General features: G+C 48.2%; 21 protein-coding genes and 1 riboswitch. Of the genes, 11 read left to right on the forward strand and 10 right to left on the reverse strand.

Annotated elements, in window-relative coordinates:
* The first annotated feature begins 185 nt into the window (after positions 1-185).
* Positions 186-1091 carry a fumarylacetoacetate hydrolase family protein gene (locus tag V7728_RS17990; protein ID WP_043021319.1) on the forward strand — a complete coding sequence of 302 codons (906 nt, stop codon included), beginning with the start codon at positions 186-188 and terminating at the stop codon, positions 1089-1091.
* A gap of 93 nt (positions 1092-1184) precedes the next feature.
* The gene (locus tag V7728_RS17995; protein WP_007409161.1) at positions 1185-1541 is read left to right on the forward strand and encodes a YisL family protein; all 357 of its coding nucleotides are present in this window, start codon (positions 1185-1187) and stop codon (positions 1539-1541) included.
* Here V7728_RS17995 and V7728_RS18000 read toward each other — a convergent pair.
* On the reverse strand, positions 1538-1771 hold the full coding sequence (locus V7728_RS18000) for a hypothetical protein (protein ID WP_186302953.1): 234 nt from the start codon (positions 1769-1771) through the stop codon (positions 1538-1540). The two genes, V7728_RS17995 and V7728_RS18000, sit on opposite strands and share 4 nt — an antisense overlap.
* A 35-nt stretch (positions 1772-1806) precedes the next feature.
* A complete protein-coding gene (locus tag V7728_RS18005; protein ID WP_038456447.1) occupies positions 1807-2349 on the reverse strand; it encodes a DUF2777 family protein in 543 nt (180 codons plus the stop codon).
* Positions 2350-2524: 175 nt separating this feature from the next.
* Here V7728_RS18005 and asnB point away from each other — a divergent pair, with 175 nt between their 5' ends.
* Both asnB and V7728_RS18015 read left to right on the forward strand, forming a co-directional pair.
* Positions 2525-4366: an asparagine synthase (glutamine-hydrolyzing) gene (gene asnB / locus V7728_RS18010; protein WP_025284535.1), complete on the forward strand. Its 1842-nt coding sequence runs from the start codon at positions 2525-2527 to the stop codon at positions 4364-4366.
* An 85-nt stretch (positions 4367-4451) separates the two neighbouring features.
* On the forward strand, positions 4452-5192 hold the full coding sequence (locus V7728_RS18015) for a squalene/phytoene synthase family protein (protein WP_099566544.1): 741 nt from the start codon (positions 4452-4454) through the stop codon (positions 5190-5192).
* A 34-nt stretch (positions 5193-5226) separates the two neighbouring features.
* On the opposite strand, the gene V7728_RS18020 is transcribed toward V7728_RS18015, so the two are convergent.
* Positions 5227-6594 carry an MATE family efflux transporter gene (locus V7728_RS18020; protein WP_003155121.1) on the reverse strand — a complete coding sequence of 456 codons (1368 nt, stop codon included), beginning with the start codon at positions 6592-6594 and terminating at the stop codon, positions 5227-5229.
* 122 nt (positions 6595-6716) lie between these two features.
* Between V7728_RS18020 and V7728_RS18025 the strand changes: the two genes are divergently transcribed.
* Positions 6717-7580 (forward strand): AraC family transcriptional regulator, encoded by an 864-nt coding sequence (locus V7728_RS18025; protein ID WP_099566545.1) that lies wholly within the window; start codon positions 6717-6719, stop codon positions 7578-7580.
* Positions 7581-7723: 143 nt separating this feature from the next.
* Here V7728_RS18025 and V7728_RS18030 read toward each other — a convergent pair whose 3' ends face one another.
* From V7728_RS18030 to V7728_RS18050, 5 genes are all read right to left on the reverse strand, one after another.
* Positions 7724-8218: a DinB family protein gene (locus V7728_RS18030; protein WP_012117259.1), complete on the reverse strand. Its 495-nt coding sequence runs from the start codon at positions 8216-8218 to the stop codon at positions 7724-7726.
* Positions 8219-8371: 153 nt separating this feature from the next.
* Positions 8372-8998 (reverse strand): pentapeptide repeat-containing protein, encoded by a 627-nt coding sequence (locus V7728_RS18035; protein ID WP_076423865.1) that lies wholly within the window; start codon positions 8996-8998, stop codon positions 8372-8374.
* Positions 8999-9198: 200 nt separating this feature from the next.
* A complete protein-coding gene (locus V7728_RS18040) occupies positions 9199-9639 on the reverse strand; it encodes a GNAT family N-acetyltransferase (protein ID WP_007409151.1) in 441 nt (146 codons plus the stop codon).
* A gap of 82 nt (positions 9640-9721) precedes the next feature.
* Positions 9722-11563 (reverse strand): bifunctional homocysteine S-methyltransferase/methylenetetrahydrofolate reductase, encoded by a 1842-nt coding sequence (locus V7728_RS18045; RefSeq protein WP_039252040.1) that lies wholly within the window; start codon positions 11561-11563, stop codon positions 9722-9724.
* An 89-nt stretch (positions 11564-11652) separates the two neighbouring features.
* Positions 11653-11774: riboswitch (SAM riboswitch) on the reverse strand.
* A gap of 100 nt (positions 11775-11874) precedes the next feature.
* Positions 11875-12366 (reverse strand): YajQ family cyclic di-GMP-binding protein, encoded by a 492-nt coding sequence (locus V7728_RS18050; RefSeq protein ID WP_012117263.1) that lies wholly within the window; start codon positions 12364-12366, stop codon positions 11875-11877.
* A gap of 99 nt (positions 12367-12465) precedes the next feature.
* On the opposite strand from V7728_RS18050, the gene V7728_RS18055 reads away from it, so the two are divergent.
* The 4 genes from V7728_RS18055 (at position 12466) to V7728_RS18070 (ending at position 17538) form a co-directional block, all read left to right on the forward strand.
* Positions 12466-13362 (forward strand): CvfB family protein, encoded by an 897-nt coding sequence (locus V7728_RS18055; RefSeq protein WP_170936341.1) that lies wholly within the window; start codon positions 12466-12468, stop codon positions 13360-13362.
* 171 nt (positions 13363-13533) lie between these two features.
* Positions 13534-14511 (forward strand): BMP family lipoprotein, encoded by a 978-nt coding sequence (locus V7728_RS18060; protein ID WP_099566546.1) that lies wholly within the window; start codon positions 13534-13536, stop codon positions 14509-14511.
* Positions 14508-16157, forward strand: coding sequence for a methyl-accepting chemotaxis protein (locus V7728_RS18065; RefSeq protein ID WP_099566547.1), 1650 nt, complete (start codon positions 14508-14510; stop codon positions 16155-16157). The genes V7728_RS18060 and V7728_RS18065 overlap by 4 nt, the downstream gene beginning before the upstream one ends.
* A gap of 130 nt (positions 16158-16287) precedes the next feature.
* Positions 16288-17538 carry a cytochrome P450 gene (locus V7728_RS18070; protein ID WP_099566548.1) on the forward strand — a complete coding sequence of 417 codons (1251 nt, stop codon included), beginning with the start codon at positions 16288-16290 and terminating at the stop codon, positions 17536-17538.
* Positions 17539-17586: 48 nt separating this feature from the next.
* On the opposite strand, the gene V7728_RS18075 is transcribed toward V7728_RS18070, so the two are convergent.
* On the reverse strand, positions 17587-17709 hold the full coding sequence (locus V7728_RS18075) for a hypothetical protein (protein ID WP_003155105.1): 123 nt from the start codon (positions 17707-17709) through the stop codon (positions 17587-17589).
* Between the two features lie 48 nt (positions 17710-17757).
* Positions 17758-18609, reverse strand: a complete 852-nt coding sequence (locus V7728_RS18080; protein WP_052827249.1) for a DegV family protein — start codon at positions 18607-18609, stop codon at positions 17758-17760.
* 125 nt (positions 18610-18734) lie between these two features.
* On the opposite strand from V7728_RS18080, the gene V7728_RS18085 reads away from it, so the two are divergent.
* Complete coding sequence (locus V7728_RS18085) at positions 18735-19577, forward strand: YitT family protein (protein ID WP_007409143.1); 843 nt, start codon at positions 18735-18737, stop codon at positions 19575-19577.
* Between the two features lie 14 nt (positions 19578-19591).
* Positions 19592-20053, forward strand: a complete 462-nt coding sequence (locus tag V7728_RS18090) for a BsuPI-related putative proteinase inhibitor (RefSeq protein WP_007409142.1) — start codon at positions 19592-19594, stop codon at positions 20051-20053.
* Positions 20054-20252: the final 199 nt, after the last annotated feature.

Below are 20252 nucleotides of genomic sequence, written 5' to 3' on the forward strand. Positions count from 1 at the left end.
AACATAGGATGACAATAGTATAACCCATTTTGGCCAAGAAGGTTTTATTTCGTCAATATGACTAAAAAAGTGACAATTTTTGATACTCTTTTACACTTATTTTCAGCCTGTTTAAAAGAGGAATTTCCCGCCCGGAGGAAGAATACATAAAGGAATGCCAGATTTAAAAATGATGGGGGATTAACATGAAATTTGCGACAGGGGAACTGAACAGCCGAACATTTGTCGGTCTGATCATTGATGATGACAAAATCTTAGATCTGCAAAAGGCTGAAAAAAAGTTGTTTGAACTTGAGACGATTCCGGGTTCGCTGATCGAGTGCATTCAAAAAGGAGATAAGTTTGTCGCGCATGCCGGACAGCTTGCGGAATGGGCGAAAAAACCGAATGACGAGTCGGGTTCATTTATGTATGCGCTGTCTGACGTAAAGCTTTGCGCGCCTATTCCGAGACCTTCAAAGAACGTGATCTGCATCGGGAAAAATTATCGTGATCATGCTGTTGAAATGGGGAGTGAGGCGGATATACCGGAGCATCCCATGGTTTTTACGAAAGCCCCCGCTGCCGTTACAGGACACGGAGAAACAGTGGACAGCCACTTGGACGTAACGGACCAGCTTGATTATGAAGGGGAGCTTGCGGTAATCATATCAAAAAGCGGATCGCACATCTCCAAAGAACATGCGCTTGATCATATATTCGGCTATACAATTGTAAATGATATAACAGCGCGCGATCTGCAGAAGAAACATAAACAGTTTTTTATCGGCAAAAGCCTCGATACGACATGCCCGATGGGCCCGGTCATTGTACATAAGTCGGCCGTCAGTGATCCGCAAAGCCTGAAAGTTGAAACGCGGGTGAACGGAGAACTGCGCCAATCAGGATCAACGGGTGACATGATTTTTCCGATAGCTGACTTAATCGAAACGCTGTCAAAAGGAATGACGCTTGAAGCCGGTGACATTATAGCGACGGGGACGCCGTCCGGTGTCGGAAAAGGGTTTAAGCCGCCGAAATTTTTAAAGCCGGGGGACCGCATTGACATTACAATTGAACCGATCGGCACGCTGTCGAACCAAATCGGATAATTGTGTGTCTTTCGCACGATTGATAATGCTCCGATCGGCTTGTTGTGGTACCATAAGTGAGGCAGATTGATCTGATAGGGGGAATTGAACATAATGACACATTGGCATATTACTTCATGGGTCGTTGCGCTTATCCTGGTATTTGTCAGCTACGGGCTGTACGGTTCCGGAAAAGCGAAGGGCGCAAAAATTACGCATATGATTCTGCGCTTATTCTACATTATTATTATTCTGACCGGAGCTGAGCTTTTTGTCCGTTTTGCGAATTGGAACGGAGAGTACGCCGGAAAAATGCTGCTCGGCATCATTACCATCGGACTGATGGAAATGCTCGTCATCCGCAAGAAAAAAGGCAAATCAACCGGCGGACTGTGGATCGGTTTTATTATCGTGCTCGTCCTGACAGTGCTGCTCGGCCTTCACTTGCCGATCGGCTTTCACGTATTTTAATCAATCGCTTGAAAAACCCGGATGCATCCGGGTTTTTTTAGTTGCGCATACATTCTGCGCAACTGTGCCGCTGAATGAGAAATGCCGTGGCAGGGGGATGTTGATGAGGCGAAGGAGATTTGCAGGATGCCAAAAGCGTCAATCACTCTTGCTACCGCAAAAGCTACGGCTGTGAAGGGTAAAAGCAAACGCCGGGCGTCAATCAGCGTGAAAAACAAAGCTAAATACATCAGGCGGCACCTATTTAAAAGGTGCCGCCTGTTTGTTACGCGGTGCCGTCTTGTCTTGCCGCTGAATACATAATGGAGCGCCGCCCGTCAGATGCCGTCCATTCAAATCTGTCGTGTTTACCCGAGCTGCCGCGGTGATGCTGCAGGGCGCATTGTGCGTCATCCGCCGAGAAGTGATAAAACGAAACGCCTTCACCGGAAAACAGCGCCTGATTGTAGGAAAATACGCAATCATATACAGACAGGCCGAACCCGTGAAGATGGCTGAGAAACAGCAGAAACGTTTCATCGTCCAGCGAATCGAGCAAGGTTAACAGCGGCCGTTTGACTGCCTTTTCATAACGGATTTCTTCCCCGCCGAGCAGGGGGATGGTGTCTGCGCCGATTTCGGCCGCACCGCCGCAAATCCGTGCCGGCTGCCATCTGCCGCCGCGTTTCATCAATACGTCTGCGTTTCCTAGACTGTCTGCCAGCAGGATATCGCCTTCATCGTTTTCGACGAGGCAGATGCCGTCCTCTATCATCAGGGTGCCGCGCCCCCATTTGTTTTTTTCTGAGAAAAGCTGTTTTCGTTTCATAACCGTGCCGGTCTCCTTTGTTTGTTTCTTCTCTTCCGTTCTTTCCAAATCGGGCTTGTCTCATACAACTCTTAGTGGGACAAATCAACTATCTGCGTTTCTTTGCATAAACTGGGTAAAGTGCTGATAGAAACGAATTTGATACCGACAGAAACGGGATTGGAGCTGATATCACATGTGTGGAATTGCGGGTTGGGTCGATTTTCAAAAGCAGCTCGTCCAAGAGAAACATATTATGAATAATATGATAGACACTCTTTCAAAACGAGGACCTGATGATTCAAACGTCTGGGGAGAGCCCCATGTTTTATTCGGACATAAAAGACTTTCGGTCGTTGACATTGAAGGCGGCCGCCAGCCGATGGCCTGCACGCATCAAGAGGAAACGTACACCATCATTTATAATGGCGAGCTGTATAACACGGAGGAATTGCGGAAGGAGCTTCAGGCGAGGGGCCACCGTTTTGAGAGGACCTCTGATACAGAAGTGCTGCTGCACAGCTATATTGAGTGGCGGGAGGAGTGCGTGGACCGCTTGAACGGTATTTTCGCTTTTGCCATCTGGGATGAAAAGCGCAAGCGGCTGTTCGGGGCAAGAGACCGGCTCGGCGTCAAACCGTTTTTTTATAAAGAACACGGCTCTTCCTTTCTGTTTGGGTCGGAATTGAAAGCCATCCTTGCTCATCCTGATGTGAAAGCCCGCACAGACAGCGGCGGACTTGCGGAAGTATTCGGACTCGGGCCGTCCAGAACTCCGGGCTGCGGGGTGTTTAAAGGAATTCACGAGGTGCGTCCCGCCCATGCGTTCACTTTCTCAAAGGACGGTTTGTCCATATGGCGTTATTGGAATGTAAAGAGCGAAAAGCATACAGACAGCTTCGATGAAACCGCGGCTCACATTCGGTACTTATTTCAGGATGCAGTGACACGCCAGCTCGTATCTGACGTGCCGGTTTGCACGTTTTTATCAGGGGGGCTTGATTCGAGCGCGATAACCGCGATAGCCGCCGCTCATTTTGAGAAACAAGGCAGAGATCCCCTTCATACTTATTCAATTGATTATGAGGAGAACAGCAAATTTTTTAAAGCGAGCGCCTTTCAGCCGAATGATGACGGCCCGTGGATCGATAAAATGACAAATGCATTCGGTACACAGCATCATAAGTGCGTGATTACGCAGGATCAGCTGGTTGAACATCTGGAGGAATCCGTTCTCGTCAGAGACCTGCCGGGCATGGCTGATGTTGATTCCTCGCTATTATGGTTCTGCCGGGAAATTAAAAAAGATTTTGTCGTGAGCCTTTCCGGAGAATGCGCGGACGAAATTTTCGGCGGATATCCGTGGTTTCACACCGCGGCAGAAGAAGACGGATTTCCTTGGATGAGATCGACTGAGGAGAGGATCACGCTCTTGGATGAAAAGTGGCAAAAACGGCTGAATCTTAGAGAATACGTGAATGCGAGATATGAAGAAACCATTGCGGAAACGCCGCTGTTAGACGGTGAGACGGGAACAGATAAAGCGAGACGGCAGCTGTTCTACTTAAATATGCTTTGGTTTATGACAAATCTGCTCGACCGCAAAGACCGCATGAGCATGGGCGCAAGTCTTGAAGTACGGGTGCCGTTCGCCGACCACAGACTTGTGGAATACGTTTGGAATATTCCTTGGGAAATGAAAATGCATGGCAGCCGGGAAAAAGGCATCTTGCGAAAAGCGCTTGAAGGACTGCTTCCTGAAGATATTTTGTACCGCAAAAAAAGCCCTTATCCGAAAACGCATCACCCGAAATACACGCAGGGGGTCACAGAATGGCTGAAAACGATTTTACAACAGAAAGATTCCGTGCTTCACACCCTGCTTGACAGAAAGAAGCTGGAAATGCTGCTGGAGACAGAAGGTTCATCTTTTCAGGTTCCGTGGTTCGGCCAGCTGATGAAAGGCCCGCAGCTGATCGCCCATCTTGCCCAGATCCATACATGGTTTGAGGCGTACCGTATCGATATAGAAGAATAACAGTGCCGCGACCGGTTTCCGCTGAAGGATATCGGTCTTTTTATTGTGAAACATATGGTACACTAAAAAACAGAGGAGTGATACCATGACCGAATACGAAACATGCGCCCAGCTTGCCGAGGCGCACTTTCCTTTATATAAACGGACTTTCTCATCCCTGCCGCCAAAAAACAGGCGGGCCGCATGGGCGGTGCTTGCTTTGTTTCACGAAGCTGACCGGCTTGATGTGCAGGAACTTGGAGGATTTGAACAGGCGGCACAAGACTTTCTGAACGGGTCCCGCGCCGACGGCTTTTTGTGGGAGGCGCTCACCGATGTGCGGCAGCAATTTGCGCTTGAAGAAGAGCCGTTACGTGAGTTTATCGCCGGCCAAATCTCTGACAGAGAAAAAGTAACGTATCAAGAGTTTGATGACCTGCTGATGTACGCGGGCCAAACAGGCGGAGCCCTCGGCCTGCTGCTGCTGCCGGTTTGTGCGCGCCGGAACCAAGAGAAACTCCGCCATGCAGCCGTTTCATTAGGAGCAGCCATTCAGCTGACCCGGATGCTTCTGGAGGTCCATACGGACGAGCGGGCGAAAAAGCGTCTCCCGCGCCAGGTGATGAAGCAATTCGGCTATACGGAAGAAGAGCTGGAGAGCCATACCGTCAACAAAGCTTTTATGAATGTATGGGAGTACATCGCATTCGAGGCCGAGGCGTATTTCGAGGAGGCGTCTGAAGAGCTGGAGCTGTTTCCGTTATACTCAAGGCCCGCCGTTACCGGTTTAGCGGCACATTACCGGTCAGAGCTCGGTGACATGAGAAAACAGCTTTCACAAGCATAAAAAAACGCCCGGCTTCATAACGAAGCCAGGGCGTCTATGCAATCCCTTTTTGAATCCAAATCCGCGACCGCCATCTTCTGTACATAAGAATGCCTCTGACCCATTCATCCGCGATAAATGAAATCCAGATGCCCATAAGCCCTAATCCGAAATGAATGCCGAACAGATAAGCGAGCGGCAGTCCGATACCCCACATGGAAATCATCGCCATGTAGACGGGAAATTTTGCATCTCCGGCAGCCCGCAGCGAGTTGATGATAATGACATTGAATGAACGGCCGGGCTCAAGAATGATCGTCATGGCGATCAGCATGCTCGCCGTCGCAATAATGTCAGGGCTGCTTGTGAAAATTCCGATCAGCTGCTTTGAAAACAAAGTCATGATCACTGATGTCAAAGCGGCAATGCCAAGCGCCCAGTACAGACTTTTCATGCAGCGGTCATAAGCGTCGTCAAACCGTTTGGCGCCGATATATCTGCCGATCAAAATCTGTGTGCCCTGGCTGATCGCCGTTCCGAACAGCAGGATAAACATGGTGATGTTTTGTGTATAAACCTTTGTTGTAAGCGCCTGAGCGCCCATAATGGCGATAAAATAAGTGACAACCATTTGCGAAATGTTGTAAGACAGCTGTTCGCCGGCAGACGGAATCCCGATTTTCAGGAGTTTCCGCAAGTGCTCTTTATGGACGTGAAAAATCTTTTGCCATGTCAGACCGAGTCCGATGCGTTTTTTGACGATCACAATCATCGCGATCAGCCCGATGATCCGCGCGAAGGACGTTGACATCGCAACACCGGCGACGCCTAACACCGGAAGGCCGAGCGGCCCGAAAATGACAAGAAAGTTTCCGGCAATATTTAAAATATTCATCCCGATCGTAACGAACATCGTATCCTTCGTATGACCGTAGCTTTTTAAAATGGCGCTGAACGTCATAATCAAAGCCTGAATGAAGGACAGCCCGCCGACCACCTGCAAAAAGACTTTGGCATCCGGCATCAATTCATTGGAAAGACCCATCACATGAAGCAGCGGAACGGCCGCAAAAAATATGGCGGCGCTGATGGCGAGACTGATGACAAAGTTCGCTCCTATTGATACATAAGCCACTTCCTGCGCCTCTTTTTTCTGTTTAGATCCTAAAAACTGTGAAATCACAATTGTCGTACCCGTTGCGATAAAGCTGAACATCACGATAATTAAATTTAAAATCTGATTGCTGACACCCACGGCCGCCACACTGTTGTCAGAGTATTGGCTAAGCATAAGAGTGTCGGCGTTTCCCATAAACATATATAATGAAACCTCAATAAATATCGGCCAAGTCAGCGCGTATAATGAGAGTTTGTGATCAGAGGATTGTTTGAACGCAGCCCGTTTTAAAATCGCTTGTTTCATTTCTTTTAACCCCTTTCCTGACAAAATCAACGTTTAAAAGTGTACCTCCATTTTCTTATAATAAAAAGGGAGAGAAACGAAACTTCTTGCAAAAATCCGACTTAAAAAGGAGGGCCGAAAATATGTCCTTTCTCGAGTTCACAGTTCCTCCGTTCCCGGTCTTTATCGCTGCGGGAGATGGAGTGTTCAAAAAAGGCGAAACCCATGTGAGACGGGTCTTCCCGGTGTTTGATCTGCTGTATGTGAAAGAAGGCGTCCTCTACATTACAGAAGACGAAAACGCCTTTTCCGTTGAAGCGGGAGAATATATTCTGCTTTCTCCCGGGCTTGAACATTACGGGACAAAAGGCAGTGAAGAAACGACATCCTATTCGTGGCTTCATTTTGAGGGAGCGGCTTATGAGATGGCGGAAACAACCGGGAACAACTGGTCGGAGCTGAGGCGAAAAAAAGGGAGCTTTGAAGAGCCGTCCCGCTACCGGCTGTCCCTGCCGCAAAAAGGGAAAGTGAGACGCCCGCAGTTTATGGCCGGGCAATTCAGTGTCCTGACAGATGTCAGCGCCGAGAACTCCGATCTGCCGCTCAGAAAGCAGATTCTGTTTGAAGAGCTGCTGCTCCATCTTCAGAAAGAAGCGTTCCAAATCCCGTCCGCAAAGGAAAGAGTCGCATGGGAGGCCGCCCGGTACCTGCAGGAGCACTATCAGGAGAAAACAACCATCAAAGCGCTCTCTTCGGCTCTTCATTACAACCAAGACTACGTGACCCGCTGTATGCAGCAGGTGCTCGGCGTCACGCCCGGCCAGTATACGAACAAAGTCAGAATGACGGAGGCGAAACGTCTTTTGTCCGCAACCAATGACAAAATGGGGGCGATCGCGGACGCCATCGGTATGGAGGACCCAACCTATTTTTCCAAACTGTTTAAACAGATTGAAGGCATTTCGCCGCTTGAATACCGCAAATTCGTAAGCCGGAAAACGGACTGACCTAAAACCAGAGAACAAAAGAGGGATCAGTAAGCATGAAAATGACAATTTACGATGTGGCCGAAAAAGCGGGCGTCTCCGGCTATATCGGATTATGATAGATTCGAAGTAAAAAAGCAAAGGCCCGGGAGGCCTTTGCTTTTTTATGATTCGTATGAGAAAAAAATGTAGTCAGTCGGCACGCCTTTATAGCCCATTTGGTGAAGCATCGCGGTGATATTGCCGCGATGGTATGTGCCGTGATTCACAACATGCCGGATCACATCGGCATATGTCGTCTGAAGCGTCCCCAGGCGCGGATGAGAAATAGAGATCGGACCTTCCGGGTTCTCCATTTCTTTTAAAAATTCGCTGAATTCTTTGTCCAGTTCAGTCATTCTATGTTCAATCGCCTCAAAATCTCCGTCAAGCTTTTCAAATTGATCAAACTGCGAGGCGATTTGTTCGAAAGTTTCTCCGTAAAGCACGTGAAGCCAAATGTAATCAGCCCGGTATATATGCACAAGCACGGCGTTCACAGTCGGAAAAACACTTTTCAGTTTCTGCTGTAAGCTGACCGCGGGCAGCGTCTTCAGATGCTGAATAACTTGCTCATTTGCCCATCTGTGGTAGTGATACAGCTTTAAAATGTCTGACATTCCAATTCCCCCTCTTCTTCCGGTACATTCAACATGGCCTGGCCGAATTCCTTTTATCGAAACAAAAGCGCCGCAAAATAAAAAGCAGCACCCCACATCACCAATGCCGAGCATTTATTCAGGATGCCGACCGCCGTTTCATTTAATAAAAAATCACGTCACAATGGCTCCGAGCGCTTCTGCGAATGTCACGGCATGAGACGGAGAGATGCGGCATCCTTTCAGCTTCTCAAGTGAGACGTGCAGATGATCAAATGTGCACGTGCTGATATCCATATTAAAAAGAGACGTGCCGATGAAGTTTGCGCCGTTCAAATCACAGACGTCAAGATCTGTGTATTCAAGAACGGCATCATTCCACTCGCTTTCTGTAAGAGCGCACGTGTCAAACCGGACATGCTTCATATTGGAATAGCTGAAGGAGCTGTAATTTGCGAGGCAGTCTTCAAACCGTACATGACGCATGGCGGAATCCGCCAGATTCAACCCGAGAAGTTTTGAATGCTGAAACGCCGTTCTATGGATGATGCTTCCGCTGAAATCAGCGTTTGAGACATCACATTTGTCAAACAGGACATCCGTACATTCCATATGTCTGAAAGAGACATCCGTAAAAACGGTGTTTCTGAAAATGACTTTTTCGGCGCGCAGGCCGTCCAGTTTGCTGTTTACGACGGCGTTTTCTATGACGACTTCTTTTATGAGGTCGTCCTGAAGCGCTTCTGTGAAAGAAAGCACCGGCAATTCTTTCGGGATTTTCGGTTTTTGGATCGTATTCATCTCATACTTCCTTTTCTTCTGAATTAATAGCTGAAAACGGCAATTGACAGATATCGTTTTCTGCCTGCCATCCTTGCTGTTGTGTAATGTACAAAGGGTATTAAAAAAGCGGAAGGGCGTCAATAGTACCGTATATAAAAGCAGACGTGACATTCAGGGTAATGCCCTTAGAGACATGTCCCCAAGGGCATTTGTCTGTTTCAGGCGAGTTCTTTATACATGATCACATGAGGGCCGATGCCGGGTATGTCAAAGGGGCTGCCCGTGCTTTTCCAGCCCAGCTTTTCGTAATATCCCTTTACGTGACATCTGGCGTTGCACCAGACAAGCGCCGCCCCCATATCTGCCAGTTTTCGTTCTGCATAGGCGATTAACGTGCTTCCCGCTTTTTGCGTCCGGTATTCCTCAAGCGTCGCCATGCCGCGCAGCTGGTAGGCGGGCGCTGCCTGTAACGCCTGCTGGTTCTGCGGGTAGAAAGAAGCGATGCTGATCAATGTCCCGTCGTAAAAACCTCCGAGATGAAAGGCTCCTTTGACGCTGTCCTGATCATATTTACAATCCTCAATCGTCTGATGGGGGCGCAGCACGCTGTGTCTGATCGCGTACGTGTCTTCTGCGGTGATGGGTTTTACTTCAACCATGAAAAAATCCTCCTTTGCCTGATTCTTTTTCTGTATCGTACCATGAAAAAGCCGCCTGTCATATCAGGCGGCCTCTTCCGCGTCAATGCAAATATACATCAGCCCGCTTTTCATCCTTTTGCTTAATATAAGCTGCAAGCTCTGACGTCAAATCAGAACGGAGAAACGGGGTGATTAAATAAATTCCGTTAAACAGTTCGCACGCCGTGTCGAGAAGCGACTTGGCGATGGCGAGGCCTTCGGCTTTCTGCTTCCGCTTGTCTTCGCCGGCGAGCGCCATTTTTTCGCGGATGCTGTCTGACAGCTTAATGCCCGGGATTTCATGATGGATGAACTCTGCGTTGCGGCTGCTCGTTAACGGCATGATTCCGATATACACAGGTGTTTTGAGATGTTTCGTTTCATGATGAATGTCAATGAGCTGCTGCTCCGAGTAGACAGGCTGGGACACGAAGTAGTCAGCTCCGCACTCGATTTTTTTCTCCAGCCGTTTTACTGCTTTATCAAGGTGGCGGACATTCGGATTAAATGCTCCGGCTACGGAAAAGTTCGTTTTCTTGCCGAGCGGTTTCCCTGATAAAGAAATGCCCTCGTTGAATTGTTTAATCAGCCTGATCAAGTCAAAGGACGTTAAATCATAGACGGAGGTAGCCCCCGGAAAGTCGCCGATTTTTGAAGGATCGCCCGTGATGGCTAAAATGTCGGTGAGTCCGAGCGTATCCAGCCCCATTAAATGTGACTGAAGGCCGATGATGTTGCGGTCTCTGCATGTAATGTGAACGAGAGAACGGATATCAAGGCGCTCTTTCAGCAATGAACCGCAGGCGGCATTGCTGATCCGCGGTGTCGCCAATGAATTGTCGGCGAGCGTCAGCGCTTCTATGCCGGTTTCTTTTAATTCAGCCGCCGCTTGCAGAAATTTGTCAAAATTCAATTTTTTCGGCGGATCAAGCTCTACGATAATTGACCGTTTTTGAGCGGCGATTTCGTTTAAACCCGGCTCGGTCCGTTCGTTGCGGACTGAGATGACTTCTTCTTCCCGTCTGATTTTCACTTCTTTATCAGTGACAGGAGAAAGTCCGCGGACCGCTTCAGCCATGGCTCTGATATGGTTTGGCGTCGTACCGCAGCAGCCGCCGATAATGCGCGCGCCCTGAGTGCGGAACTGTACGGCGCTCTCCCGGAAATAGGCATCGTCCGTATCATAAACAAGCCGGCCTTCTTCTAAAGACGGAAGGCTGCTGTTCGGATAGACCGATAAATAAGCGTCACGGAAAATCGGCACTTCGGTGAGCGCTTCAATCATGTGGTACGGGCCGAGCCGGCAATTGATTCCCGTTATGTCAGCGCCGAGATCGGCAATGGACCTGAGGGCTTCCCGAAGCGGCGTTCCGTCCTGCAGCACGCCCTGTTCGTGCATGGATACGTTCAGCATAATCGGAAGTTCCGTTTCTTTTCTCGCGATCTTCAGCACTTCGCGCGCCTCTTCTAAATCATAGTATGTTTCCAGAAGCAGACCGTCCGGCTCTTCATGCAGCAATAAATAAAGCTGCTCCCGAAAGCTGCGTTTAATCTCCTCCAGGCTGTAGGCGTTTTTGTTAAAGGTGCGGATGCCGCCCATCGTTCCCAATACATAAGCGCCGTCTGAGGAAGCACGCGCGATTCTGACCGCCTCCTGATTGATTTTTTTCGTTTCATCCTCAAGTCCGTATCTTGAGAGCTTAATAAAATTTGCGCCGTACGTATTTGTCTGGATGATGTCTGCCCCGGCTTCCACGTAAGCCTTATGTATCCGCTTGATTTCTTCGGGCTTTGATACGTTCAGTTCCTCAAAACATCTGTCAATGCCGTAGGAATAGAGGAGAGTGCCCATCGCACCGTCTCCGATTAAAATCCGTTCTTTTAAGTCTTGTAATAGTCCCATTGTTTGCCTCCTTCGTCACATTCAGCAAGGAAAAAAGAGAAATAAAAAAAGTCTTCTTAAGAAGAAGACTTTGTAATCATTTGTCTCTCTTCTTATCTTCCAAGCTGTTTTTAGCTTGCTGGATTTAGCACCTTGGTCATGGTTTGGGTAAACCACTACACCGGTTGCTGAAGCGTCGTCGGGCCAGTCCCTCGGCTTCTCTTGATAAGAACGTTCATGTAATTGTCATGGGTTTCCAAAACTTAACTGTGAAAATCCCTTTCTCCAAATTTACCGAAAATAGAGACAATAATCAATAGGAATCACATAATTTATCTAAAATTAATAAATTGAACGTCAATCGGCAGGTCTGCTCCGCGGACGGCTGCAATAATCTGCTGCAGATCATCTTTATTTTTTCCGGTGACGCGCACTTGGTCGTCCTGAATCTGCGACTTGACCTTCAAGCCGGAGTTTTTAATCACCGCGTTGATTTTTTTGGCGTTGTCTTTATCAATGCCCTGTACAAGCTTCGCGCGCTGGCGCACCGTGCCCCCCGATGCATTTTCGATTTTGCCGTATTCAATGTTTTTCGTCGGCACGTCCCGTTTGATCAGCTTGCCGCTCAGCACATCTTTGAGCTGATTCAGTTTAAACTCGTCATCAGAAATCAGGACAAGCTCTTCCTTTTCTAAAGTTACATCGCTTTTCGATCCTTTAAAGTCATAGCGCGTGCCGATTTCTTTCAGCGTCATCTGAATCGCATTCTGCACTTCGGGAAATTCAACTTTGGATACAATATCAAAAGAACTTTCTTTTGCCATGAGAAAACCTCCTATAACATTTCACTTATGAGTTGATTATAGTAGAATAAAGAGAAATGTCCAACAGCATAAAGCATGAATTTATGCATATTGGAAAAAATGAGAAAAACATCAGCCTCATACGGGCGAATCAGGAAGGACGATAACATGAGACCAGGGCAGCAGCTCACGCTTAGTATAGATCACCAAACCGATTTCGGTTATTTTTTAACCGACGGCGAGGATACGGTTCTTTTACATAACAGTGAAATCACAGAGGATATCGAAGACAGAGATGAAGTGGACGTATTTATTTACGTCGATCATCAGGAAAGACTCGCGGCGACGATGAAAAAGCCGCTCATCAGCTTTTATGACTACGGATGGGTGGAAGTGACGGACGCTGTGGAAGATATGGGCGTATTCGTCGACGTCGGTCTGTCAAAAGACGCGCTCGTCGCAACGGAGCACCTGCCTCCGTACAAATCCGTCTGGCCGCAAAAAGGAGACAGACTGTATTGCATGCTGAAGGTGACAAGCCGCGGGCGCATGTTTGCCAAGCCGGCACCCGAAGATATCATCAGTGAATTATTTACGGATGCAGAGGAAGACGTCATGAATAAAGACCTGACGGGCACGGTGTACAGACTGATTGCATCAGGCTCTTTTCTGATTACCGATGAAGGCATCCGCGCGTTTATTCACCCTTCAGAAAGAAAAGAAGAGCCGAGACTCGGCAGCCGCGTGACAGGGCGTGTCATCGAGGTGAAGGAAGACGGCTCCGTCAACATGTCACTGCTGCCGAGAAAGCAGGATGCGCTTTCGGTTGACGCGGAAGAGATTCTGACCTATCTGAGATCAAGAAACGGCGCGATGCCTTACGGAGACAAAAGCCATCCTGACGATATCCGCGAACGGTTTCATTTAAGCAAAGCCGCCTTTAAGCGGGCGCTCGGGCATCTGATGAAAAACGGCAAGGTCTATCAGGAAGACGGCTGGACATACGAAAAACAATAAATTTTCTGCAAAAACATCGGTGAACCAAAACCGATGTTTTTTATTTTCTCAAAAGCTCCTATACCCTCATTTGTTTAACATCCTGCCGAACATACATATTTTATTGAAATAAAATATTCTGACATCCGAACCGATATATAACTATAGAAAAAAAACAAAAGGAGAGTTTCAATGAGAAAAATGGCGATATTTGCGGCTGTACTGCTGATTGCGCTCAGCACGGCGGGATGTGCCGGCAAATCTGAGGAAACGGCGGCCGAAAAAACGAAAACAATCGGCATCATGCTGACAGACAACGGCCTCGGCGACCAATCATTTAATGATTCAGGCTTTCAAGGTTTGATGAAAGCGAGAGACGAGCTCGGCATCACATTTGATTACCGGGAGATAAAAGACACCGGTACATACGAAAAAGGACTGACCCAGCTTGTCCGTGAAGGCAATGATCTTGTGGTGGGGCTCGGTTACAGCATGCAGGCGGATTTAGAAAAGGTCGCCAAAAAATATCCGAAGCAGCGGTTTGTGCTGATTGATTCCGTATCAGGACTGGATAATGTCACCTCCGTCACGTTTAAAGAGGATGAAGGAAGCTTCTTAGCCGGAGCGCTGGCGGCCATGACGAGCAAAACCGGCACGATCGGATTTATCGGCGGTTCAGATGCCGACGTCATTAAACGGTTTAAGAAAGGCTATCTGAAAGGCGCAGAATCAGTCAAACCGAAAATCCGCGTGCTGTCGGACATCAGCGGTACGTTTGATGATGATAAGCTCGGAAAGCGCATCGCCCAAAACATGATCCGAAAAAAAGCCGATGTCCTGTTTACGGCGGCCGGCTTCACGGGCGTCGGCGCACTGAAAGAAGCGGAGGCGCAAAAAGTATACGCCATCGGTGTTGACAGCGATCAATATTACACCGCCGAGCACGCCGTTATCTCTTCTTTAGTGAAAAACGTCGACCATGTCATCTATGAATTGGCGAAAGATTTAACAGACAACAAGGAGATCAAAAGCGGTGAGATCGTTTACGGACTGAAGGAAAACGGCATGGACTTAGCTAAGATCAGAGTTGTCAAAAACGCAGGCGGGCTGGCGAAAAAGATCACGGATATGAAAAACAGCCTGATTGAAAAAGGAGGCGATCTGAAGTGACATTACGGACAAGGCTGCTCGTTAACGCAGCCGTTACGATGATTTGCTTCACCGCCGTCATCGGCTTTACCATTGTAAACATGATGAAGATTCAGGCTTCAAATGAAGATGAAGTGGACGCGCTGTTAAACGTCCAGGAAGCAAAAGCTGACCTTAATACGTTAAAAGAAAGCATCACCGGCTATTCCTATACGCTCGCAGACGCCCAGAAAGAAGATGTGCGAAGCTATATGAAAAGCAGCTCAGACAAACTGGCGGCGCTCAAAAAAACGATGACGGACGGTGCAGACAAAGCTGCTTATGACAAACTCGCCAAAAAATACGAATCATGGCAGGCGGAGGCGGACGCTGCTCTTGATTCGAAAAGCCCGGCTGAAGCGACAAGGACGGCGGCCCGCATCAACGGTCTTCTGAATGATATTTATATGCTGAATCTGAAAAGCCGGGATCACTATGAAGACATGCAGAAGCAGACGGCTGACCAGATTCAGTTTATCGTTTACAGCGCAGCCGTGCTGACCATCGTGATACTTGCCGTCACCGTCATATCTTCCATCAGGCTGACGAAGAGAATTGCAGGGCCGATCCGCCGCATGGCTGAAAATGCCCGTCGTATTGCAGGAGGGAACCTTGCTGTTGAAATGCTTGATTATAAAGGGAAGGACGAACTGAAAGAGCTGAATGACTCATTCGGAATGATGGCTGAACAGCTCCGCACCTTAATTCAGGCGATCGGAGAGGTCGGCCGTGAAGTCGAGACTTTCGCGGAAGGTTTGACGAAGGAAAACCAGACGCTGAAGGACATGACCGAGCAGGTGTCCGTGTCGACGGAAGAAATGGCGCAAGGCTCCCAAACCATTTCAGAAGATCTGCAGCATGCGGTGCAATTCATTGAACAAATGGATGAACATTCAAAGGCGAACGCCGAACGTTCAAAACAAACGACGAGAAGCAGCGAAGAGACGATTGCGGCGGTGGCTGCGGGGCGCGGTGCTTTAGCCGAGACCAAGCAAGCCATTGATAAAAGCAATGAGACATCAAAAGAGATTTCCGAAGCCGCCGATCTCTTCATAGAGCATGCGGCAGGCATCAGTATGATGGCGCAGACCGTTTCTGACATTGCGGGCCAGACCAATCTGCTGTCATTAAACGCCGCAATCGAGGCGGCCAGAGCAGGCGAGGCCGGAAAAGGATTTGCCGTCGTTGCCGAGGAGATACGGAAGCTCGCAGACGGATCAGCCAAAGCGACCGCGCAGATTTTCGATATGGTAAAGCAAATTGAAGACGGCATCACATCTATTACCGGAGCTGTCACGACCGGCGTCGCTTTAGCGGACAGACAGCAGGAGCTGATGGAGAAAACGTCAGAATCATTCGTCCATATTGAACAAAAAGCCGCCCATATTAAAGCGGAGCTTACTCAATTGGACGGACGGATCGTCGAATCGAAACAGCTTGGTGAGCAAGTGCTGCATCATGCCGAAAGCATCAGCGCCGTCGTTCAGGAAACGGCTGCGGGAAGCGAAGAGATTTCTGCCTCCGCGCTTGAGCAGCTGTCTTCTTTTCATAAAATGGCGGAAAGCGTCAATAATCTGGTGAGCCTGACAGAGCGGTTAAACGATCAGGTCCGCCGGTTTACTTTGTAACGGGCTTTTGCCCCGCCCCCTGATTTTTGCAGCCTGACATGAGTAACTTCTGAATGAAACACAAATACTGAATATACTTGTGTTATTTATTCTTTTTCGAGAAAGGTGAAAAAAGAAGGGAGGAATCGGGATGGATGAACAAATTCCGCATGAAAAGGGTCTTGATAATAGTCTGGCTTTATTACGCGATGGTTATGTATTTGTGAAAAACCGAGCGGAGAATTATCGCTCGGATGTGTTTCGCGCCCGTTTATTAGGGAAGACATTCATTTGTATGAGCGGAGCGGAAGCCGCAAAGCTTTTTTATGACACAGAACGATTTCAGCGGGAGCATGCCCTCCCCAAACGGGTGCAGAAAACGTTATTCGGAACAGGGGCAATCCAGTCAATGGACGGTGAACGGCATAAGCACAGGAAGCTTCTATTTATGTCGCTGTTGACACCGCCCCGGCAAAAACGGCTTGCGGAAGCGGTGGCAAAACAGTGGAAAGCATCTGCGGAAATGTGGGAGGGTTCAAACCGAATTGTCCTTTTTGATGAAGCGAAGAAAGTGCTGTGCCGGGCTGCCTGTGAGTGGGCCGGCGTCCCGCTGAAAGACTCAGAAGTGAAAGAGCGGGCGGAGGATTTCACCGATATGGTAGACGCATTCGGCGCTGTCGGACCGCGTCATTGGAAAGGCAGAAGGGCGAGGCTGAAAACGGAGAAATGGATAGAGGAGGTCATTGAGGATGTGCGGTCCGGCAAGCTGCAAACGCCGGAGTGCTCAGCCTTGTATGAAATGGCTTTTCATACAGAACTTGACGGGAACAGACTTGATTCTCACATGGCTGCTGTTGAGCTTATTAATGTTCTGCGCCCGATTGCCGCCATTTCTTACTTCATTACGTTTTCAGCTCTTGCATTGCATGATTACCCTGAATATCGGGGCAAACTGAGATCGAGAGATGATCAGGAGGCCGAAAGATTTGCACATGAAGTTCGGCGGTATTACCCGTTTGCCCCGTTTTTAGGAGCCGTTGTGAAAAAAGATTTCGTATGGAAGAACTGTGAGTTTAAAAAGGGTGCATCCGTCATGCTTGACCTATATGGGACAAACCATGATTCCCGGCTTTGGGAAAATCCCAATGAATTTCGCCCGGAACGTTTTCAGGGGCGGGAGGAAAATAAATTTGATTTCATTCCCCAGGGCGGAGGTGATCCGGCTAACGGCCACCGCTGTCCGGGTGAGGGAATGACCGTGGAAGTCATGAAAACTTCCCTTGCGTTTCTTGCCAATGAAATAGAGTACGATGTTCCGTCCCAAGATTTGAGCTTCAGCCTGTCCAGAATGCCGGCATTGCCTGAAAGCGGATTCGTGATAAGTGATGTTAGACGCATATAGAACAAAAAACAGCCCTCTCTCTTCATACACAAGAGGGCTGTTTTGCTTTTACAGATGGTCCGGTTTTTTGGAATTCTGGTTTTTTCCCGCCTGCCGGTTTTTTTCGGCAAGCCGGTTCTTTTTCTGATTTACGGCGTTATTGTCCAACGGTTTTTTGTCATCATCTTTCATGCGGCAAAGCCTCCCTTCTGTCCGTTAGGATGCCCGCCCGCATTGAAATTATGGCTTCAGGAAAAAAATCGCGAGCGTGCCCGGCCCGGAGTGCGCGCCGATCGCAGAGCCGATTGAATGAAGAATGGTCTCTTTCGGATGGAACGCTTCTTCAATCATTTCCTTCATCCGAAGCGCCGTCTCCTCGTTATCTGCATAGCTGATCCCCACGGTTTGATCCGCCCAATCGCCGCCTTCTTCCTTCATCATTTCTATAATCCGTTTAAACAGTTTCTTTTGTCCGCGTAATTTTTCGAGCGGCACGAGCCTGCCGTCATCCACATGCAGAATCGGTTTAATGTTCAAAAGCCCCCCGACAAAAGCGGACGTTTTTGAAATTCTGCCGCCCCGCGCGAGATAAGCGACATCATCGACCGTAAATATATGTTTCATCCGTGCGCAAAAGCTCTTTACAGACGTTTCGATTTCTTGTATTGTATTCCCGTTAACACAGAGTGTTTGCGCGTGCATCACCGCAAGGCCGCAGCCCAATGAAGCGCATTTGGAATCTACAATCCGTAAATCAAAATCGGGAAATTCCTCTTTTACTTCATTGGCGATCATCACCGCCGTCTGATAGGTGCCGGAAAGACCTGAGGAAAAGGCGATGTATATCGCCGGTTCTCCCAGTTCCGCGTATTGTAAAAATACTTTTTTTATCGTATCCGGTGATGCCTGGGATGTTTTCGGAACTTTCCCGTCCCGCATCGCTTGAAATATATGATCCGCCTGAATGGTGACCGTGTCCTCATATTCGTTTCCGTCAAGTGTTACGTGCAGCGGAATGAACCCGATCCGGTTTTCTTCAATATAAGATTTCGGCAGGTCAGAGGCGCTGTCAGCAATAAGGTGAACTGTCATCATAATTCCCTTCTTTCCGATTGGTGAGAGTGATGCCAACTATATCATATAAATGTGGCAAAATAGTGTTCAAAACTTTATTTTAAGGGAAAAGCTAATAATGAAAATGAGCGGAGGAGCAAGCCATGGTACTAGAACAAGCAAAAAAATTAGCAATCGTCGTCATCGGCGCGTTTCTGTATGCGGCGGGACTGAATTTATTCCTGATACCGGCGAATGTATATGCCAGCGGTTTTACCGGTGTCGCCCAGCTGCTGTCAAGCGTCGTTGATCAATACGCCCCCTTTTATATTTCGACAGGAGTTCTCATGTTCCTCTTAAACATTCCCATCGGTGTGTTAGGGTGGCTGAAAGTCGGCAGATCATTCACTGTATACAGCATATTAAGCGTAGCGCTGACGTCCGTCTTTATGGGAATTCTCCCGGAAATGAGACTGTCGCACGATATTCTTCTGAATACCGTATTCGGAGGAGTCATCTCAGCGATCGGCATCGGTTTAACGCTGAAATTCGGCGCTTCGACAGGCGGTCTTGATATCGTGTCGATGGTGCTGGCCAAATGGAAGGATAAGCCGGTCGGCACATATTTCTTCATTTTGAACGGGATTATCATTTTGACGGCAGGATTATTGCAAGGATGGGAGAAAGCATTATATACCCTTGTCGCTCTGTATGTCACAACAAGGGTGATTGACGCCATTCACACCCGCCACATGAAACTGACCGCCATGATCGTTACAAAAAAAGCCGATGAAATCAAAGAAGCGATTTACGGGAAAATGGTCCGCGGCATTACGACGGTGCCGGCAAAAGGCGCTTACACAAACGAACAGAAAGAAATGATGATCATCGTCATCACGCGGTACGAATTGTATGACCTTGAGAAAATCGTGAAAGAAGTCGACCCGAAAGCCTTCACAAACATCGTGCAAACGACGGGGATCTTTGGTTTCTTCAGAAAAGACTGATAGGAGCGGATAGAATGAAGTGGCTGTTTGGCCTGTTATTACCGGTCATTTTATTGATCGGATGCAGCAGTCAATCCGGGCAGAAGGAGCCCGCTGAGGAGGTATCCGGAGAGATGAATGAACAGCAAGCGGAATTAGCCGTAAACCCTGTGCAGACGGATCAGCAGATCGAATTTCAAATGTCTTTAAAAAACAAGAGCGGCAGCCCGATCGATTTCACATTCAGCTCAGGGCAGAAATTCGAATTGACCGTACATGACCAACATCACAAAGAACTGTACCGCTATTCAAAAGACAAAATGTTTACTCAGGCGTTTCAGACTGTGACCTTAATGCCGAATGAAACGTATGACTTTTCAGATGTGTGGAAGAACGTGCCCGGTCCGGGAACATACACGGTGACGGTGACGTTTTTAGGGAAGTCCGATCAGATCGGAAAAAGACTGAAAACGGTAAAAACATTTGAAGTGAAATAAAAAAGCGGCGCCCTCGTCTAGGGACTGACCCCATAAGATGAGACAAATAAAAACACCTTCGAGTTTGAATACGGATGATTGTTATCCGAAATTAGACTTGGAGGTGTTTTTTCTATGGGGACAAGAGTGAGTTATCCGGTTGAAGTGAAACAGAAGGCTGTAGAAATGAGATTGGCAGGCGTACCTATGAAAGAGATCC

It is taken from the genome of Bacillus sp. JHAA (genome assembly GCF_036961585.1).
Taxonomy (GTDB): Bacteria; Bacillota; Bacilli; order Bacillales; family Bacillaceae; genus Bacillus; species Bacillus velezensis.

Coding starts and splice junctions, on each gene's coding strand:
- V7728_RS17990 (WP_043021319.1), top strand. CDS start 186: ATGAAATTTGCGACAGGGGAACTGAACAGCCGAACATTTGTCGGTCTG.
- V7728_RS17995 (WP_007409161.1), top strand. CDS start 1,185: ATGACACATTGGCATATTACTTCATGGGTCGTTGCGCTTATCCTGGTA.
- V7728_RS18000 (WP_186302953.1), bottom strand. CDS start 1,771: ATGTATTTAGCTTTGTTTTTCACGCTGATTGACGCCCGGCGTTTGCTT.
- V7728_RS18005 (WP_038456447.1), bottom strand. CDS start 2,349: ATGAAACGAAAACAGCTTTTCTCAGAAAAAAACAAATGGGGGCGCGGC.
- asnB (WP_025284535.1), top strand. CDS start 2,525: ATGTGTGGAATTGCGGGTTGGGTCGATTTTCAAAAGCAGCTCGTCCAA.
- V7728_RS18015 (WP_099566544.1), top strand. CDS start 4,452: ATGACCGAATACGAAACATGCGCCCAGCTTGCCGAGGCGCACTTTCCT.
- V7728_RS18020 (WP_003155121.1), bottom strand. CDS start 6,594: ATGAAACAAGCGATTTTAAAACGGGCTGCGTTCAAACAATCCTCTGAT.
- V7728_RS18025 (WP_099566545.1), top strand. CDS start 6,717: ATGTCCTTTCTCGAGTTCACAGTTCCTCCGTTCCCGGTCTTTATCGCT.
- V7728_RS18030 (WP_012117259.1), bottom strand. CDS start 8,218: ATGTCAGACATTTTAAAGCTGTATCACTACCACAGATGGGCAAATGAG.
- V7728_RS18035 (WP_076423865.1), bottom strand. CDS start 8,998: ATGAATACGATCCAAAAACCGAAAATCCCGAAAGAATTGCCGGTGCTT.
- V7728_RS18040 (WP_007409151.1), bottom strand. CDS start 9,639: ATGGTTGAAGTAAAACCCATCACCGCAGAAGACACGTACGCGATCAGA.
- V7728_RS18045 (WP_039252040.1), bottom strand. CDS start 11,563: ATGGGACTATTACAAGACTTAAAAGAACGGATTTTAATCGGAGACGGT.
- V7728_RS18050 (WP_012117263.1), bottom strand. CDS start 12,366: ATGGCAAAAGAAAGTTCTTTTGATATTGTATCCAAAGTTGAATTTCCC.
- V7728_RS18055 (WP_170936341.1), top strand. CDS start 12,466: ATGAGAAAAACATCAGCCTCATACGGGCGAATCAGGAAGGACGATAAC.
- V7728_RS18060 (WP_099566546.1), top strand. CDS start 13,534: ATGAGAAAAATGGCGATATTTGCGGCTGTACTGCTGATTGCGCTCAGC.
- V7728_RS18070 (WP_099566548.1), top strand. CDS start 16,288: ATGGATGAACAAATTCCGCATGAAAAGGGTCTTGATAATAGTCTGGCT.
- V7728_RS18075 (WP_003155105.1), bottom strand. CDS start 17,709: ATGAAAGATGATGACAAAAAACCGTTGGACAATAACGCCGTAAATCAG.
- V7728_RS18080 (WP_052827249.1), bottom strand. CDS start 18,609: ATGACAGTTCACCTTATTGCTGACAGCGCCTCTGACCTGCCGAAATCT.
- V7728_RS18085 (WP_007409143.1), top strand. CDS start 18,735: ATGGTACTAGAACAAGCAAAAAAATTAGCAATCGTCGTCATCGGCGCG.
- V7728_RS18090 (WP_007409142.1), top strand. CDS start 19,592: ATGAAGTGGCTGTTTGGCCTGTTATTACCGGTCATTTTATTGATCGGA.